Annotated in this window: 22 protein-coding genes and 2 other annotated features (1 of these 24 cut by a window edge); of the genes, 7 read left to right on the plus strand and 15 right to left on the minus strand. The window is 48.9% G+C overall.

Features of this window, described 5'->3' with window-relative positions; genetic code table 11:
- Positions 1 to 66 (minus strand) — a binding site (T-box leader); it reaches 136 nt to the left of the window's first position.
- A gap of 42 nt (positions 67 to 108) precedes the next feature.
- On the minus strand, positions 109 to 459 hold the full coding sequence (locus tag ACYVUT_RS07465; RefSeq protein ID WP_270447644.1) for a winged helix-turn-helix transcriptional regulator: 351 nt from the start codon (positions 457 to 459) through the stop codon (positions 109 to 111).
- A 77-nt stretch (positions 460 to 536) separates the two neighbouring features.
- Positions 537 to 1,301 carry a TrmH family RNA methyltransferase gene (locus ACYVUT_RS07470; RefSeq protein ID WP_484501778.1) on the minus strand — a complete coding sequence of 255 codons (765 nt, stop codon included), beginning with the start codon at positions 1,299 to 1,301 and terminating at the stop codon, positions 537 to 539.
- A gap of 65 nt (positions 1,302 to 1,366) precedes the next feature.
- Here ACYVUT_RS07470 and ACYVUT_RS07475 point away from each other — a divergent pair, with 65 nt between their 5' ends.
- On the plus strand, positions 1,367 to 1,639 hold the full coding sequence (locus ACYVUT_RS07475; RefSeq protein ID WP_439775381.1) for an acylphosphatase: 273 nt from the start codon (positions 1,367 to 1,369) through the stop codon (positions 1,637 to 1,639).
- A 33-nt stretch (positions 1,640 to 1,672) separates the two neighbouring features.
- A complete protein-coding gene (gene yidC, locus ACYVUT_RS07480; protein WP_484500491.1) occupies positions 1,673 to 2,635 on the plus strand; it encodes a membrane protein insertase YidC in 963 nt (320 codons plus the stop codon).
- A gap of 105 nt (positions 2,636 to 2,740) precedes the next feature.
- Here the strand turns inward: yidC and ACYVUT_RS07485 are convergent, their stop codons facing one another.
- The 13 genes from ACYVUT_RS07485 to ACYVUT_RS07545 form a co-directional block, all read right to left on the minus strand.
- On the minus strand, positions 2,741 to 4,327 hold the full coding sequence (locus ACYVUT_RS07485; protein ID WP_484500492.1) for a HAMP domain-containing sensor histidine kinase: 1,587 nt from the start codon (positions 4,325 to 4,327) through the stop codon (positions 2,741 to 2,743).
- Positions 4,320 to 5,033, minus strand: a complete 714-nt coding sequence (locus tag ACYVUT_RS07490) for a response regulator transcription factor (protein WP_050952641.1) — start codon at positions 5,031 to 5,033, stop codon at positions 4,320 to 4,322. Before ACYVUT_RS07490 ends, ACYVUT_RS07485 begins: the two co-directional genes overlap by 8 nt.
- Positions 5,034 to 5,217: 184 nt before the next feature.
- Positions 5,218 to 5,796: a DUF177 domain-containing protein gene (locus ACYVUT_RS07495; protein ID WP_484501779.1), complete on the minus strand. Its 579-nt coding sequence runs from the start codon at positions 5,794 to 5,796 to the stop codon at positions 5,218 to 5,220.
- Entirely contained in the window at positions 5,796 to 6,950 is a 1,155-nt protein-coding gene (locus ACYVUT_RS07500; RefSeq protein ID WP_484501780.1) for a nucleotidyltransferase, read from the minus strand. The genes ACYVUT_RS07495 and ACYVUT_RS07500 overlap by 1 nt, the downstream gene beginning before the upstream one ends.
- Positions 6,951 to 6,953: 3 nt before the next feature.
- Positions 6,954 to 7,301, minus strand: a complete 348-nt coding sequence (rsfS, locus tag ACYVUT_RS07505) for a ribosome silencing factor (RefSeq protein WP_439775376.1) — start codon at positions 7,299 to 7,301, stop codon at positions 6,954 to 6,956.
- Between the two features lie 42 nt (positions 7,302 to 7,343).
- Positions 7,344 to 7,937, minus strand: a complete 594-nt coding sequence (gene yqeK, locus ACYVUT_RS07510; RefSeq protein WP_484501781.1) for a bis(5'-nucleosyl)-tetraphosphatase (symmetrical) YqeK — start codon at positions 7,935 to 7,937, stop codon at positions 7,344 to 7,346.
- Positions 7,930 to 8,568, minus strand: coding sequence for a nicotinate-nucleotide adenylyltransferase (locus ACYVUT_RS07515; RefSeq protein ID WP_296225406.1), 639 nt, complete (start codon positions 8,566 to 8,568; stop codon positions 7,930 to 7,932). The genes yqeK and ACYVUT_RS07515 overlap by 8 nt, the downstream gene beginning before the upstream one ends.
- A gap of 10 nt (positions 8,569 to 8,578) precedes the next feature.
- Positions 8,579 to 9,688 carry a ribosome biogenesis GTPase YqeH gene (gene yqeH / locus ACYVUT_RS07520; RefSeq protein WP_484501782.1) on the minus strand — a complete coding sequence of 370 codons (1,110 nt, stop codon included), beginning with the start codon at positions 9,686 to 9,688 and terminating at the stop codon, positions 8,579 to 8,581.
- A gap of 108 nt (positions 9,689 to 9,796) precedes the next feature.
- Complete coding sequence (gene rplT / locus ACYVUT_RS07525) at positions 9,797 to 10,153, minus strand: 50S ribosomal protein L20 (protein WP_002879237.1); 357 nt, start codon at positions 10,151 to 10,153, stop codon at positions 9,797 to 9,799.
- Between the two features lie 44 nt (positions 10,154 to 10,197).
- Positions 10,198 to 10,398: a 50S ribosomal protein L35 gene (gene rpmI, locus ACYVUT_RS07530; RefSeq protein WP_002879235.1), complete on the minus strand. Its 201-nt coding sequence runs from the start codon at positions 10,396 to 10,398 to the stop codon at positions 10,198 to 10,200.
- 20 nt (positions 10,399 to 10,418) lie between these two features.
- Entirely contained in the window at positions 10,419 to 10,940 is a 522-nt protein-coding gene (infC, locus tag ACYVUT_RS07535) for a translation initiation factor IF-3 (RefSeq protein WP_270447633.1), read from the minus strand.
- Between the two features lie 47 nt (positions 10,941 to 10,987).
- Positions 10,988 to 11,099, minus strand: a sequence feature (ribosomal protein L20 leader region).
- A gap of 67 nt (positions 11,100 to 11,166) precedes the next feature.
- Positions 11,167 to 11,481, minus strand: coding sequence for a hypothetical protein (locus ACYVUT_RS07540; RefSeq protein ID WP_484501783.1), 315 nt, complete (start codon positions 11,479 to 11,481; stop codon positions 11,167 to 11,169).
- 71 nt (positions 11,482 to 11,552) lie between these two features.
- Positions 11,553 to 11,915 (minus strand): hypothetical protein, encoded by a 363-nt coding sequence (locus tag ACYVUT_RS07545; protein WP_484500499.1) that lies wholly within the window; start codon positions 11,913 to 11,915, stop codon positions 11,553 to 11,555.
- A gap of 125 nt (positions 11,916 to 12,040) precedes the next feature.
- Between ACYVUT_RS07545 and ACYVUT_RS07550 the strand changes: the two genes are divergently transcribed.
- From ACYVUT_RS07550 to ACYVUT_RS07570, 5 genes are read left to right on the plus strand one after another with little or no spacing between them, the layout of a single operon-like run.
- Complete coding sequence (locus tag ACYVUT_RS07550) at positions 12,041 to 13,477, plus strand: ATP-binding protein (RefSeq protein ID WP_484501784.1); 1,437 nt, start codon at positions 12,041 to 12,043, stop codon at positions 13,475 to 13,477.
- Positions 13,478 to 13,521: 44 nt separating this feature from the next.
- A complete protein-coding gene (locus ACYVUT_RS07555) occupies positions 13,522 to 13,704 on the plus strand; it encodes a hypothetical protein (RefSeq protein ID WP_484499779.1) in 183 nt (60 codons plus the stop codon).
- Positions 13,697 to 14,044 (plus strand): IS66 family insertion sequence element accessory protein TnpB, encoded by a 348-nt coding sequence (gene tnpB / locus ACYVUT_RS07560; RefSeq protein WP_484499044.1) that lies wholly within the window; start codon positions 13,697 to 13,699, stop codon positions 14,042 to 14,044. The genes ACYVUT_RS07555 and tnpB overlap by 8 nt, the downstream gene beginning before the upstream one ends.
- 55 nt (positions 14,045 to 14,099) lie before the next feature.
- Positions 14,100 to 14,354 (plus strand): transposase domain-containing protein, encoded by a 255-nt coding sequence (locus tag ACYVUT_RS07565; RefSeq protein WP_484499045.1) that lies wholly within the window; start codon positions 14,100 to 14,102, stop codon positions 14,352 to 14,354.
- The gene (locus tag ACYVUT_RS07570) at positions 14,311 to 15,654 is read left to right on the plus strand and encodes an IS66-like element short variant transposase (protein ID WP_484499780.1); all 1,344 of its coding nucleotides are present in this window, start codon (positions 14,311 to 14,313) and stop codon (positions 15,652 to 15,654) included. The genes ACYVUT_RS07565 and ACYVUT_RS07570 overlap by 44 nt, the downstream gene beginning before the upstream one ends.
- Positions 15,655 to 15,803: the final 149 nt, after the last annotated feature.

Raw genomic sequence — 15,803 nt, forward strand, 5'->3', positions numbered from 1 at the left:
TTCAGTTGCCAAGAAACCTCCCTGTCAAAGATCAGTCTTGCTACTAGTCTTGTTCTTAGTAATTAATTAAAATCATAGGCTAAAACTGGCTTAAATGCAAGCTGTTTTTTACGCCCACTTGTCAGCCCAGATGTGCACCTGGTTAAAGACCGGCTTTAATTCGGCTCCTTTTGGCGTCAAAGTGTAAAGGACGATCTTCTTTTCTTCATCCTTGGACCGCTTGACAATTCCGTCAGCTTCCAGCTCCCGCAAGCGTTCAACCAAAACCCGGTCTGAGCAGGCACCAACCGCGTGGGCCAGGTCTCTGAAGCGCATGGCCTTAGTGTCGCACAAGGAGCTGATAATCAAGCCGTTCCACTTCTTGCCGATGATTTCAAAGGCCTTGACGAAGCGGGCGCACATTTCGTAGTTTTCAGCATTTTTACAGCATGGCGCGTCCTGTTCGGCTAATTCTGTCATAGAGAATCCTCCTCAAATTAGTTTCCATGTTATCTATTTAATCATACTTTACTTACGAAAAACAAGCGAAACGTTTTTTAGCTGAAATGATAGATCATGATCCCGGCGGCAACAGCGGCGTTCAAGGACTCAGCCCGGCCCTTGATCGGGATGTAAAGCTTCTCATCAGCCAGTGCCGCGATTTCCGGACTTACCCCATGGGCCTCATTGCCAATGATCAAGGCGACCTGGGCTACTGGGGCAAAATCGCCCAATTGTTTAGCGGAAGGGTCCAAGAGACTGGCATAAACCGGGATGTCAGCGGCCTTCAAGCTGGCAATGGCTTCTGCCAGGTCAGCCTTGATCAAGTTCAAGTGGAACTGGCTCCCCTGCATAGACCGCTGCACCTTAGGATTGTAGAGGTCAACCGTCTTGTTTGACAGGATCACCCCGTCAAAGCCGGCCGCGTCAGCGGTCCGGATGATGGTGCCGACATTGCCCGGGTCAGCCAGGTCATCTAAAAGGACCCACTTGCCGTAGCTGAAATCAAAGTTATCTGGCTGGTTGATCTTGACGGTCAAGAAGATGTCCTGGGAATTCTTGGTGCTGCTGAGATGGCTGGCCACGCTTTGGCTGATCTTGATCAGCTTATCTTCATCATAAGCCAGGCCCAGTTGCTCCAAGCGGCTGAGTGCCTCTTCAGTAGCCAGAATTTCCCGGTACTTAACTTTTGCTTTTAAAGCTTCTTCGACCAGGTGGAAGCCTTCGATCAGGTAATAGCCGCTTTCTTCGCGGTATTTCTTCTGGTTCAGCTTGCCGATGGCCTTAATTTGCGGATTGTTGACAGATGTTCTTTCTTGCATGATAAAATACTCCTTAGAAATACTATTTTAATGATTTTTTGCAAAAAATAAAGAAGGTAAGAGAAATGCAAACATGGGAACTATTAGCACATGGGGTCGTCCAAGGGGTAGGCTTCCGCTGGTGCGTGCAGATGCTGGCCCAGAAGATGGGCCTGGCCGGCACCGCCAAGAACAACCCCGACGGGACGGTCACCATCGTCATTCAAGGTACGCCAACTGACCTGGTCAAGTTTAAAGCTGCGCTGCCAGACGCCGCTCCTTACGCGAAAATTTACCGTTTGGACACAAAAGTTCTGCCTGAAATGGAACAAATGCATTCTTTTCATGTATTATATTAGTCAGATCCTAAAAATTTGGAGAGAAACTAATCAATGAAAAAAATCAAAAAACGTTTGTTACCAGTCAGTCTGCTGGCGCTCTTGCCGCTTTTTCTTACGGCCTGCGCCAGCCAGACCAGCAAGAACGGCAGCTTGAAGGCACCAACCAGTGGTCCTTACTACTGGATCTATGAGTGGATCGGCCTGCCTTTGCAGCATATCACCGTCAACATCGCCCACGCCATTGGCGGGGCCAGCGGGGCCGGCTGGGCTATTGTCATCATCACTTTGGTCGTCAGAGTGATCTTGATGCCGCTGATGATCAACCAGCAGCACAAGGCAACCATGCAGCAAGAAAAAATGCATCGCCTGCAGCCACAGATGCAGCTTTTGCAAAAGGCCATGAAGACCCCGGGCATGACTCCTGACCAGCAGCTGGCCTTGAGTGGTCTGCAAAGAGAAATCTACTCTAAGAACAATGTCTCCATGACTGGCGGAATGGGCTGCCTGCCCCTCTTGATTCAAATGCCGATCATGATCGGGATCTACCAGGCCGTGGCTTACTCAAGCACCTTGGCCAAGTCCACCTTCTTCGGCATCTCTCTGTCCAGCAAGTCCATGGTCTTGGCCATCATCGCCACTGTTTTTGCCTTGATTCAAAGCTACGTGGCCATGATCGGCATCCCTGAAGAACAAAAGAAGACCATGCAGGCCACCATGCTGATGAACCCGATCATGACTTTCTTCTTCTCCATGTCCTTCTCCGGCGCCCTGGCTCTTTACTGGGCAGTCGGCAACCTGGTCATGGTCATCCAGCAGCTGATCACCACCTTCATCGTGCAGCCGCGGGCCAAGAAGCGGGTTTCCAAGGAACTGGAAGACAGCCCGATCGTGGAAGTCGTTACTCAAGCCAAGATCGACCAGATCTTAAAGCCAGCTGCTGAAAAGAAGCCTGCCAGCCAGCCGAAGTCCGGCGACCTGCGCAAGCGCAACCAGGGCAAGCAGAAGCGGAAGTAATCTTCCAAAGAAAAAACAAATAAAAACAAAAAAGAAAAAATAAACAAAACAGAACAGAACAAAAATAAAAGCCGCTGAACAGCGGCTTTTATTTTGCTCTGAATGTTAAATTGTCGGATCTTTTTTCGGACTCTCAGTTTCAGCCTGCTTTTGCTGCCGGCTTTCTAACTGCTTGACTTCTTCGTCAGTCAAGACCGGGAAGGTGATTCTGAACTGGCTCCCCTGGCCTAAGACTGATTCAACGTCGATAGTGCCGTGGTAGGATTCCACCAGCTTCTGGGCAATTGACAGGCCCAGGCCGTTGCCGCCCTTTTCCCGGGTTCTGGCCTTGTCGACCCGGTAGAAGCGGTTGAAGATTTTCTTCTTGTCCTCATCGGAAATCCCTTCGCCGTAGTCTTGGACCACGATCTGCATTTCCTGGCCGGACTGGCCGGCAGCCACAGAGATTTCCTTGCGGTCAGTTGAGTACTTGATCCCGTTGTCGATCAAGATGATCAAGATCTGCTCCAGGTGCCCCTGGTAAATCTGAATCTTGGTATCCGGGTCCAGGTCCTCAACTTCCAAAGAAATCTTGAAGTCCGGGTGAACCATGCCCATGTCCCCGACTACCCGAGTCAAAACTTCCATCGGCTCAGCAATGGCATTCGGGTAGTGGACGCTGATCTGCTCAGCCCGGGTCAGATCCAGCATTTCCTGAATCAAGTGCTTCATCCGCTCAGCCTCCGAAATCGAGGCGTCAATGGATTCTTCCAGGACCTGGGGATCATCCTTGCCCCAGCGCTTAAGCATGCTCAGATGGCCCTCAATGACCGCCACAGGCGTCCTCAATTCGTGGGAGACGTCAGAGACGAACTGCTTCTGCTGTTCGATATACTTTTGCATCCGGTCCAGCATCATATTGAAAGACAGGGCAAGTTCTTCCAGTTCGTCGTTTCTGTGCAGCTCAGGAATTCTGGCCGTGCTGTTGGGGTCAGCGTTAACTTCCCTGGCCACCTTGGACATTTTCTTGATCGGTCTGACAACGCTGCGGACAACCAGGTAGGAAACGACGATGGCCAGACTGACCCCCAGAATTGAGAGCCAGAGCATAGCCCGCAGAGTCCGGGTAATCAAGCGGTTGTAGCCGGTCATCTGGTTCTTGACGACAATGTAGCCGGTCAATTTATGAGTCGTCCGGTTTCTGACCTTCCGGTAGACATACAGGGAGCTTTGCCCCTTCTTGTCTTCCTTGACCACGCTCTTGCTTTCACTGGTGAATTTGACCAATTTAGGAGCGCTGTCGCCGTTATGAAAGACGATCTCATTGCGGAGATTGTAGATCGCCACGGTCACGTCAGGGTTGGTCACGGTACTTAAGACCGTGTCGCCAAAAACGCTGCTGTTGTTGCTGTCATTTTCTGACAAAGCCGGCCCGCCCTTCAAGATCCGTCTGGTATTGGGCGACAATTGCTGGACCACGTTGGTGATTTCCAGTTCATCATCGATGCCCACCAAGCGCTTGCGGAGGATGTTGACGACTTCATTGGAAGTATCTTTCTGCTGGCTTAGGGCTTCCTGCTTGACCGTATTGTAGACGACAGCTGAGAAAACAAGAAAGGAGACCGTGATCGTCATGGCGACGATGCTGACCCATCTCACGATCAGTGAAACGTGCCTGGTCTCCTTCTTGCCGCTGGCGCTTTGCTTATGCATTGTCGTCCTCGTCTCTTACCATGTAGCCGGTTCCGCGCACCGTCTTGATGTAAGATGGCTGGCCAGGGATGTCGATCTTGTTGCGGAGGTAACGGACGTAAACTTCGACAACATTGGTTTCGATGTTTGATTCCGGCCCCCAGATCTTGTTCAAGAGCTGGTCTCTGCCAACAACATTGTTCTTGTTTTCGATCAAGGTCATGAGCAGGTTGTATTCCCGCTTAGTCAAGTCAACAGTCTTGCCGTCGCCCCGGTGAACGATCCGGTTGGCGGTTTCGATGGTCAAGTCCTTGAACTTGACCACCTTTTGCCGAGGCAGCTTGTCCTTTGAAGCATCCTTTTCAATCTTGACCCGGCGCAAGACAGCACGCAGGCGGGCCAGCAGTTCTTCAATGGCAAATGGCTTGACGATGTAGTCGTCAGCCCCGTGGTCCAAGCCTGATACCCGGTCAATTACGGAGTCGCGGGCAGTCATCATGATGATTGGCGTGGTCTTGCTCTGCCGCACACGGCGGGCAATTTCCAAACCATTCAAGTCTGGCAGCATCAAGTCCAGCAAGATCGCGTCAAAGTCTTCACTCAAAGCACGGTCCAAAGCCTTGCGGCCGTTGTTTTCCACTACGGTCTCATAACCTTCGTGCTGGAGTTCGAGTTCGACGAAACGAGCCAGGTTCTTTTCGTCTTCAACAATTAAAATTTTCGGCATGTTTTTATCCCCTCACGTCCTACTGATTAATTTTTGGGTCTGCTGAATCCAAGTATAATCTTAAAGTATATTTTAATAATTCTAGGATAGCCCAAAATCAGCTTTTTAACAAGTCCTCAAAAAAACAAGTCCCTTGCCAGATGAATTTTCTCTGGAAAAAGACCTGTTTTACTGAAGAATGTTTTTATTTTTCTTCATCTTCTGCTTTATTCTTGTCTTCTTCAGCTTGCATCTTGTCCAAAAGGCCCTGCAGCTGAGCGAAGGCCGGGTTGACCTGGTCCTTCTTCTGGCCGGCAAAGTCCTGTTCAGACATGACTTCCCAGCCCTGGCCTTCTGGGTAAAGGTCTTCCTCAGCTTCTTCCTTGGTCAAAACCGTGCTTGGAATGTTCAAGAGCATGTTGTCTTCCACGGCCGTTTGCACGTCAATGCGGTCATCGTCCAGCGGAATAATCATCAAGCCCAGTTCCTTTTCTTCCTGGGTCGGTTCATGGTCGGAATAATTTTCCACAAAGCTGAATTTCTGCTTTAAAGGCACTGCCTCCAGGCTGCGGGATGACGGAACCAGGAGGTCGGCTTCCACTTGGAAATTGCCAGTCACGAAGGGTTCGTCATAAAAGAGCTGCCCTTCCACGTGGGCGCTGTTGACCTCATAGACCAGGTCCTTGGCCCGCTCGTAAAAGCCGTCGGCAAAAGTCAAATCAGCTGAGATCTGGGTCAAAGGCTCCCGGCTGTTCTTGATTTGGAAAAATGAAAGTTCTAGCATTAATTTACCTCGAGTGGCCGCCGGCCAAAGTTCTGGTCAGCGCCAACAATCTGTTCAAATAAGCGGTCAACCCTGACCTGCAGGCCCAGGGTCCCTTCTTGGGCATTCTTGCGGTCCACCTTGGAAACGATGTCGACTGCAAAGTCTTTCCGCTGCTGCTTCAAATACTTCCGCCCCCGCTTGCTGTAGGCCAAAAGCATGGTGGAAACATGGTCGTAGCTGTTTAAGACATCTGCTTCAGTCACGTTCAGCAAGGTGTAGAGACTCAATCTTCTTAACCTTGAATAGGTGTAGCGCTTGGACTTGACCCGGCGGAGGAAATCAGCGAAGTTTTCAGCCAGGTGGATTTCCGCCTTGAACTTATATTCCAGGCCTTCGCTCATCTGATAGATCTGCTGCAATTCCTTGATTGAAGCTGATTCCAGCCGGTATTTCAGAAATGGGAAGAGCAGTTCCCAGTTAGGCAGGACCTTTTCCTGGTCAAAAACAGCGATTTCCCCTTTCGGCAGCCACTGCTCCAATTCCTCCCGCTCTGCCCCGTTTAAAAGGAGGTTGCGGATAGCGCTGGCGCTTTGGACGGCTGCTTCTCTTTGCAAGATATCGTCATGGCCGGCCCCTACCCGGTTGACCGGGCTGAGCTTTAACGGTGAGCCAAGATTGGCATTGGCCACGGCATAGGCCAGGCCCAAAATCGCGTTGGGCTCGCTGACTTCATGGCCAACTTCCCGGGCCACCATCTGGTTGTACTGGGTGGAATAAGTCTGGCTGTAATCAGCGAATTCCTGCCTTTGCCGGGGGATCTTGGAGATCCGGTCGCCGAAATATTCAAAGTTCAAGTTGGCGTCTTCAACCCCAAAGACCAGGTTCTTGGCCCCCAAGCGGGTCAAAAGGTCGACCCCGCCGGTAGCGAACATGTCAGCTGCTTGAACTGCATAGGAAAATGGCAATTCAAAAACCAGATCAGCCCCGGCCTCAATGGCGCTGCGGGCCCTCGACCACTTGTCCAGAATAGCCATTTCCCCACGCTGGACGTAATTGCCGGACATGACCGCGATAATGGGGTCATCGCCAGCGATCAAGCGGGCCTGGGTCATCAAGAATTCATGACCGCTGTGGAAAGGGTTATATTCAGCAACAATCCCGACAACGCTCATTGCCTAGTCTTCCTCAAGTTCCACGCGCTTGCCGTCAGCCCAGAGCTTTTCCAGGTTGTAGAAGGCCCGGGCATCTTCTGAAAAGATGTTGACCACGACGTCGCCCAAGTCAACCAGGAGCCATTCTGAGTCATGGTTGCCTTCAACTCGGTAGTCGTAAAAGCCAGCTTCGTGGCAGGCTTCGATGATGCTGTTGGCAATGGCGTGCAGCTGACGGCTGGAAGTGGCGCTGGTGGCCACGAAGTAGTCAGCCAGGATGCTGATGCCGCGCATGTCGTAGGCTTCGGTGTCTTCCCCGTGCCGTTCGCTGATTGCGTTTAAAACTAAGTCAAGTAATTCTTCGCTCTTCAAATTTTTCTCCTAATGTTTTCTTACTTTTAATTTTATCTATTTTTACTCAGCTGCCCAGACATTGTAGGCAGCCAAAGTCCTTGGGTAGATCTTGCTTCTCTTTTCAATCAAAAAGGCCAGAGTGTGGGCCAGTTCATAGCCAACCCCGGAAGCTAAATCCGCGTAGCTGGTCTTTCTGGCCTCTTCAACGCCGGCAAAGGTCCGGCCAGGTTCGATATAGTCAGCCACAAAGACGATCTGGTCCAGGGTGGTCATTTCCACGTCCCCGGTAGTGTGCCGGTAGACAGCGGTCAAAATTTCCTGGTCAGTGATGCCGAGGTCGCGCTTGATGAACCAGCTGCCCACGATCCCGTGCCAGATGGCCCGGTTCCAGTTCAAAAGATCCTGGTCAAAGCCCTCTTCCTTGATGACCTTGATGTATTCTTCAACTGGAATCTGCTTGGCGTAGTCGTGGACAAAACCGGCCAAGGCCGCCTTGTCTTCGTCATAGCCGTTGAGTTTGGCCAGAGTCCGGGCAGTTTCACTGACGCGGACGCAGTGGGCAAAGCGTTTTTCATCCATCATGCTCTTTTCCTTGGCCACTAATTCACTGCTGGACAAGGGAGAATATGTTTCCTTAAAAACTGGATCAGTCACGGTAAAGCCCCTTTTCTTCAATATATTCGCGGACCTTGTCCGGTACCAGGTAGCGGATTGAGGTCCCTGTTGAAACAGCCCGGCGGATAGCGGTTGAGCTGAGCCGGATGTCCGGGGCGTCAACCCAGATCATGGAATATTGGGGATCCTGTGGGTAGCCAGGCCGGCGGATGCCGACCAAGGTGGCCAATTTGGCCAGTTCATCAGCGTTCTTCCACTTGTGGAAGCTGTTGACCTGGTCGCTGCCCATGATCAAGTAGTAGGTATTCTCCGGCGCCTTCTTGGTCAAATAGCGCATGGTATCAATCGTGTAAGAAACGCCGCCTCTGAAGAGTTCCAGCAGCTTGACCCTGAAACGAGGATTGTCCCGGGTAGCCAAATCCAGCATAGTGGCCCGGTCGCGGGCAGACACGTTTAAGGGAGCGTCCTTATGCGGGGGAATATTGTCCGGAATGAACCAGACTTCATCCAGGTGCAGCTTGGTCATGGCCTGCTCAGCGGCAACCAAATGGGCCATATGCACCGGGTTGAAGGTGCCGCCCATGATGCCGATCTGCTTGCCTTTTCTCTGGCTTTCAGCCGTCTGCACTTTTACTTGTGTTTCTTTACTGAAATCTACCAATGAATCCATACTTAAACCTCTAAATCAAAGCTCTTCTGGTTCCTAAGCCAATTCCGCCCGGCGTGTAGGCCTTGATCACGCAGCCTTCCGGCACGGTGATAAAGCCTACCCCGGCAAACAATACGTCGCTGCGGTACTTGATGCTGTACTCTTGCCCTTTTAGCGGCGGCAGGTCGCTATTTGGCCCTGGCGGAGACAATAATTCACCGACGTGCTTTTGGTAAAATTCGTCAGCCTTCTCCGTCTTGGTCCGGTGGATGTACATGCCCCGGGCAGCGTAGATGGTAAAGCTGGTTGACGGCCCCTTCAGGTAGTCGATTCTGCCCAGGCCTGCCAAGAAGATGGTATTGCCTGGCAAAAGCTGGTAAGTAGCCGGCTTAAGCGGCTTCTTTGGCGAAGCCAGGTCCAGGTCTTTCGGGTCCAGCCGGCTGGCCAGTTGCTTGTCGGTCAAGATCCCTGGCGTGTCGACTAAGAAGTGACCGTTGTCCAAAGGAATCTCGATCTGGTCCAAAGTGGTCCCCGGGAAGCGGGAAGTAGTGATCAAGTCCTTAACGTCACCCATTTCATCGATAATGGCGTTGATCAAGGTCGACTTGCCGACATTGGTCGTGCCGACGAAGTAGACGTCCTGGTCCTGGCTGTGCTTGTTCAAGTATTCAATCAGAGTGTCCAGGTTCTTCTTCTTGGCCGCGGAGATCAAGAAGATGTCCTTTGGGTACAGACCCATCCGGTTGGCTTCCTGCCGCATCCAGTCCTTGATCTTGCTTTCTTTGGAATTCTTCGGGAAGAGGTCCAATTTGTTGCCGACCAAGATAAAGTCGTTATTGCCGACAAAGCGCTTCAAAGAAGAAATCAGCGAGTTGGAGAAGTCAAACAGGTCCACCACGTTGACGATCAAGGCCTTCTTTTCCGCCATGGTGTTCAGAAGTGCTAAAAAGTCATCATTGTCCAAGGAGACCGGCATGATCTCGTTGTAGTGGCGCAAGCGGAAGCAGCGCTGGCAGTAGACTTCTTCTCTTTCACCATTTTCCACCTTGGCCAGGGCACTGGCCGGCAGGTAGCCTGGCAGCTGCTTGTCCTGACTTTGCAGAGCCGCGCCGCAGCCGATGCAGCGAATTTCTTCACTCATGTCTGAGTTTTCCTCCTTAAATTTCATCTTCCTTAATTATATCTGAAAGCCGGCGTTTAACAAAGAAAAAGCGCACCTAGCCAAGCTAGATGCGTTTCTTCCAAAGAATTAAGCCAAAGCCTTCTTAGCAGTTTCTGCTAAAGCGGCAAAAGTCTTTTCGTCGTTGTAGGCGATGTCAGCCAACATCTTACGGTTCATGTCAACACCAGCCAGCTTCAAGCCGTGCATCATCTTTGAGTATGACAAGCCGTTTTGACGAGCAGCTGCGTTGATCCGGGCGATCCACAGTCTTCTGAATTCGCTCTTGCGCTTCTTACGGTCGCGGAATGCGTACTTGTATGAAACGAACAATTGAGTGCTTGCAGCCTTAAATTGAACGTGCTTTGAACCACGGTAACCCTTGGCAAGCTTCAAAACCTTCTTACGACGTGCGCGTGTAACGGTACCACCTTTAACTCTTGGCATCTGAAAATCCTCCTAATATCGTTAGTGTATTAAAAAATAGTAAATTAACGCATTTGGGAAAGCATTTGCTTGATGCGCTTCAAGTCGCTGCGTGAAACCATAGCGGCTTTTCTCAAATGACGACGTTGCTTCTTGGTCTTACCGTGGAAACGGTGGCCAGTGAAGGCGTGGTGGCGCTTCAAACCGCCGTTACCAGTTCTCTTAAAACGCTTAGCTGAAGCGCGGTGGGTTTTCATCTTTGGCATGGTAAAATTCCTCCAATTAACTATTTTTTGTTCTTGTCTTTATCACTCTTAGGACTGAGCATTAAAAACATTTGACGGCCTTCCATCTTTGGCCGGCTGGTTACAACAGCAATATCCGAAGTTTCTTCGGCCATCTTTTCCAGCACTTGTTGTCCTAATTCCTTGTGCGTGATCGCGCGGCCTCTGAAACGAATCGAAACACGAACCTTGGCGCCTTCTTTTTCTAAGAACTTGCGGGCATGCTTAAGCTTGGTTTCGAAGTCATTGCCTTCAATCGTCGGGCTCAAACGGATTTCCTTAACGCTGACCTGCTTGGAATTCTTGCGTGATTCCTTCAGCTTCTTCTGCTGTTCGAACCGGTATTTACCATAATCAAGAATCTTTGCTACAGGCGGCTTGGCATTTGGTGAAATCAAAGCCAAATCAAGGCCGGCATCGCTCGCTTGGCGCAGAGCTTCATTTCTTGACACGACCCCAACTTGTTCACCTTCAGCGTTGATCAGCCGAACTTCACGAGCGCGGATGCTTTCGTTAAGGATCATGTTGTTTTGTTTCTGTGGTATAACTGTTCACCTCCATGTTAATTTCGAGGACAAGAAAAAAGCGGGCATATTGCACCCGCCTTTAAAATCAACAGAAAATATCGATTTGCCCAGAGGTTGAATAACTTAGGCGAGAAGCGGGGGCTTCTTCTTGTTCTCAACTTCTACTATTGTACTAGGTCTAAGATTGCCCGTCAAGGGTCAATTTCACTTTCAGCCTGATTGCTTAAAGCTTAATTTTGCCAATCGCGACAGGAACGTATTCCTTGTATGCTTGGAGCATTTCTTTAACGACTTTCTCTGCCAAAGGCAGGCTCAATCTTTCATTCAGCTTCTCTTGGAAATTGGCAAAGCCGATCACGTCATCATTGAGAGATATCTCCGCAAACAGTTTGTCGATCTCATGAGAATCTTCGGCGCTGATATCATAATAGAGCAAAAACGCTGTTCGACTTTTCGGCATGTCAAGCTTGTCAATGCAGTCTGCTAAGACTGATTTGATCAAATACAGTTGATAGTCTAATTCATTTTCTTCTGACATTTTATACCACGAACTCCAATGCTTGTCTAATCCAAAAGGCTAATGTTCTAGCAGTAGGTAAATATTAGATGTTATTCCATCAAACTGATGTATATAAGAATTGCCGCCAATATAACTCCAGCTGTAAATGTGATCCAATTGATAATCTTTTTGACTCTGTCAGAGACCGAATCACTCCGCAAAAGCTCATAACTGCCTAAGCCTGCCAGTGATATCGGAATAATGTTCCAGTAGTTGCTATTGTGGTGGGTCAAAAGATCAACGACATAAGTCAAAATGAACAGAATCAACGTATTCGCAAGAACTTTCACAACAATCTGCTTCATATTGCCTTCATCCTTCTCTTTTCTCATCTCTTTAATTCGCTTTCTTTTGAAATTATCATTTATAACCATATTGATCAAGGAAATTCTCCATTCGCTTTTATCAATCATTCATCTAAAATGTGTCCTTGTATATACAAAAAACATCCCGCAATTAACAATATCGTAAACTTGTATATCGTAAACTTGTAAAGTATGATGTTGTAAAACATAGTATTGATAACGAGGTGATTCCAATGTTTATCGGCAGAAAGCAAGAGCTTTCAGCTTTGAATAAGCTCTATCAAGAAGACAGCTTTCAATTTGCGGTCATCTATGGTAGATATCGTATCGGGAAAACCAGCTTGATCAACCAATTTCTAAAAGGCAAGCAAGCTATCTACTTTACTGGCCTTGAAGAAAAATTCCAGGATAGTTTATCTCGTTTTTCTGACGCGATTCACGCCTACGAAGATCCCAGCTATCTGGATGGGCCGAATTTTGCCTCCTTTGAGCAAGCCTTCAAATATCTCGTTCATATCTCTGAGAAAAATGACCGCTTGATCTTAGTCATTGATGAATTTCCTTACCTGGCGAAAGCCTATCCGCCAATCAGTTCAATGCTGCAATCCTACATCGACCATTATTTTAAACAGAACAAACTCTTTCTTATTCTCTGCGGCAGTTCCATGTCCTTCATGGAAAAGCAAGTGCTTGGCTACAAGAGTCCGCTTTATGGCCGCAGAACTGCCCAGTTTAAGCTGAAACCCTTTAGCCTGCATGATGCCGAAGAATTTTTCCCGCAGTTAAATAAGGAAGAAGTTTTTGAACTCAATGCCATCACCGGTGGAATTCCCCTCTACCTGTCCCTAATGTCTCCAGAAAAATCCCTTAGGGACAATATCAAGGACAACTTTCTGACAACCAGCGCCATGCTCTATGCGGAACCGATGAGTCTGCTCAATCAAGAACTCCGCGAGCCAGCAAGTTACAGCTCCATCATCAGTGCCATCGCGGCCGGGGCCAGCCGGCAGTCAGAGATCTCAACTAAAACTGGTATTGCCAGCGGGGCCCTTAGCCCTTACCTGGACAATTTGATCGACCTGGGCATTATCGAAAAACGGGTGCCGGTTACAGAAATTGATAAAGCCAGAAGCCGGAAGACCATCTATGCCATTAAGGATGTCATGTTCCGCTTCTGGTATACTTTCGTCGGCAAACGGGTCAGCTTTATCGAACGGGGGATTACCGAGCCAATTTTAGACTACATCATAAAGCAGCTCCCCCACTTCATGGGACCAGAATTTGAGAAACTATCCCAAGAATACCTCTGGTCCAAGCTGTTTGATCCAGACCTGGTGCCAGAGCCTTTTGTAAACTTAGGCAATTGGTGGGGGCCTGATCCCAAGGAAAAGAAGCAAGTTGAAATGGACATAGTCGGTTTCGATGACCAAAAGCTGAACGGCTACTTTGGCGAATGCAAGTGGAAAAACGAACCGATCTCCGCGGATATCCTTGAAACCCTCATCTACCGGAGCAGCCTCTTCCCTACTCCTAAGAAAAATTACTATCTGTTCTCCAAGACCGGCTTTACTGACAAATGCCGCCAACTAGCCCAGCAAGTCGACTGCCACTTAATCAGCTTCGACAGTAAGCACCCAATAGCGCGGTATCTATCAACCCCCGGGCAATAGTCATATACTGTTCTTAACAATTGAATACGGAGGAACACGATATTATGACTGAACATCCAATCGTACCGCTCGAGCTGCCGAAGGGCAAACCCAGACCTAGGAATAAGCTTCCAAAGAACAGGCTCGTTCTCAATCTGAAGTCCAATGGAGTTGAGCTGTCATTTTACAGTGATGCCACTAACGAGCTTATGCTCGAAGTCGTGGGCAGGTTCTTGAGCCATGATTAATCTGGCTGAATTAGGTCGAGTGTTCATTGTTTGCGGTAAGACCGACATGCGCCGGGGAATCGATTCGCTTGCTTACATAGTTAAGAAGAGCTTCCATCTCGATCCCTTCTCTGGAAGTGTCTTTCTCTTCTGCGGCAGCCGAAGAGATCGCTTCAAAGCACTTTATTGGGACGGCCAGGGATTCTGGCTGCTCTATAAACGCTTTGAGAACGGGAAGCTGGCCTGGCCAAACAATGAAGACGAAGTTCGAGAGTTGTCTGATGAACAAGTCATGCGCTTGATGCAAGGCTTTACCATTGATCCTAAAATTAATACCGCAAGAGCTCGTGAATTCTATTGATTTCACGAGCTTTTCTGGTATTCTTATGATTATGAATCAAGGAGGGACAGCGATCATGACCGAAAAAGAAACTTTAGCTTTAATTGAAACGCTTAAAGCTAATATCGAAGCGCTCAAAGCAAATAACGAAGAATTGCTCAAGCAGGTTGCCCTTCTTACTGAACAAGTTGCTTATTTGACTAATAAGCTTTATGGCAAGTCCTCCGAGAAGAGAGCTGTCAACCCAGATCAGCTGAGCCTTTTTGAGGAAGACAACGCCTCTCAAGATGACGAGGACTTACCCTCGCGTTACCGAAACTATTACCTATAAGAGACGCAAGCAAGTCGGCAGAAAGAAAGATATCTTAGATTCTCTGCCGGGCGAGGAAGTTCATCATCGTTTGGATGATCTTACCTGTCCAGACTGCCAGCACGAACTGAAAGAGATCGGCAGCTTCTGTGCTAGACAAGAGCTGCTGTACATTCCAGCCCAAGTTAAGAGAATCGATCACATCCAACACTCTTACAAGTGCCAGCACTGCAGTGATGAGGCACCGGCTGACAAGATTATCAAAGCTCCTGTACCCAAGGCACCGTTAACCAACAGTCTTGGCTCAGCTTCTTTGATCGCTGATACGATCTATCAGAAGTATGTTCTCAAGGTTCCTGCCTACCGACAGGAGAAAGACTTGCGGCGCATGGGCCTTCCGCTTGATCACAAGACGGTTTCGAATTGGCATATCAAAGTCTGCGAGTACTACCTCTCCAGCCTTTACGAGCTCTTGAGAAAAGAGCTGCTAAAGCTGGATGTCATTCACGCAGATGAGACGCCATATCGAGTCTTAGACAGCGAAAGAGCTAAAGACTACGTCTGGACCTTCTTATCAGGCAAGCATGCCGAGAAGCCGATTGTCCTGTATCACCATGGATCACGAAAAGGTGCCGAAGCGTGGGATTTCCTCACAGGCTTCAGCGGATACCTTCATTGTGATCAATATCCTGGCTATTTACGATTAAGCCAACAGGATGTGACTCTTGTAGGCTGTATGGCTCATGCAAGACGCAAATTCCATGATTCCTTGCCTAAAGACAAGGCTAGAGAATCAGACGCAACTTCAGTGGCTAATCAAGGGATCCACTACTGTAATCAAATGTTTAGCCTGGAGCACGCTTGGGAAGATCTTTCCGCTGAAGAGAGATACGAGAAGCGTCAGTCTGAATTAAAGCCTCTGCTAGAGAAGTTTTCCGACTGGTGCTCCAAGAAATCAATCTCCGTGTTGCCTTCCGGCAAGCTGGGGACGGCCTTCCAGTATTGCATAAAGCACATGGACAAGTTCATGAACGTTCTAAAAGATGGTCGCCTTGAACTGTCCAACAACAGAGCAGAACGAGCAGTCAAAGAGATCGTCATGGGACGCAAGAACTGGCTCTTTTCACAGAGCAGTTCCGGCGCCAAGTCCATGGCTATCATTATGAGCATACTCGAAACTGCCAAGCAAAATGGCTTGGATCAATTCAAATATATCAACTATCTTCTAGACAAGCTGCCCAATGAGCTGTCGTTATTAGACAATCAACGTCTGGAAGCCTATTTACCATGGGCTGAGAATGTTCAGCTCCACTGCAAGTAAAGTCCCATAAACTGATTAATCCCATCTTAGCATTGCTAGGATGGGATTTTAATATACTCTGCTATTGGGTGCTTACCTTCGACATAATGTAAGCCCAAATGTAAAAGCACATACGCAAAAACATCCCGCCTCAAAGTTGAGACAGGATG

Source organism: Lactobacillus sp. WILCCON 0059 (assembly GCF_057197985.1).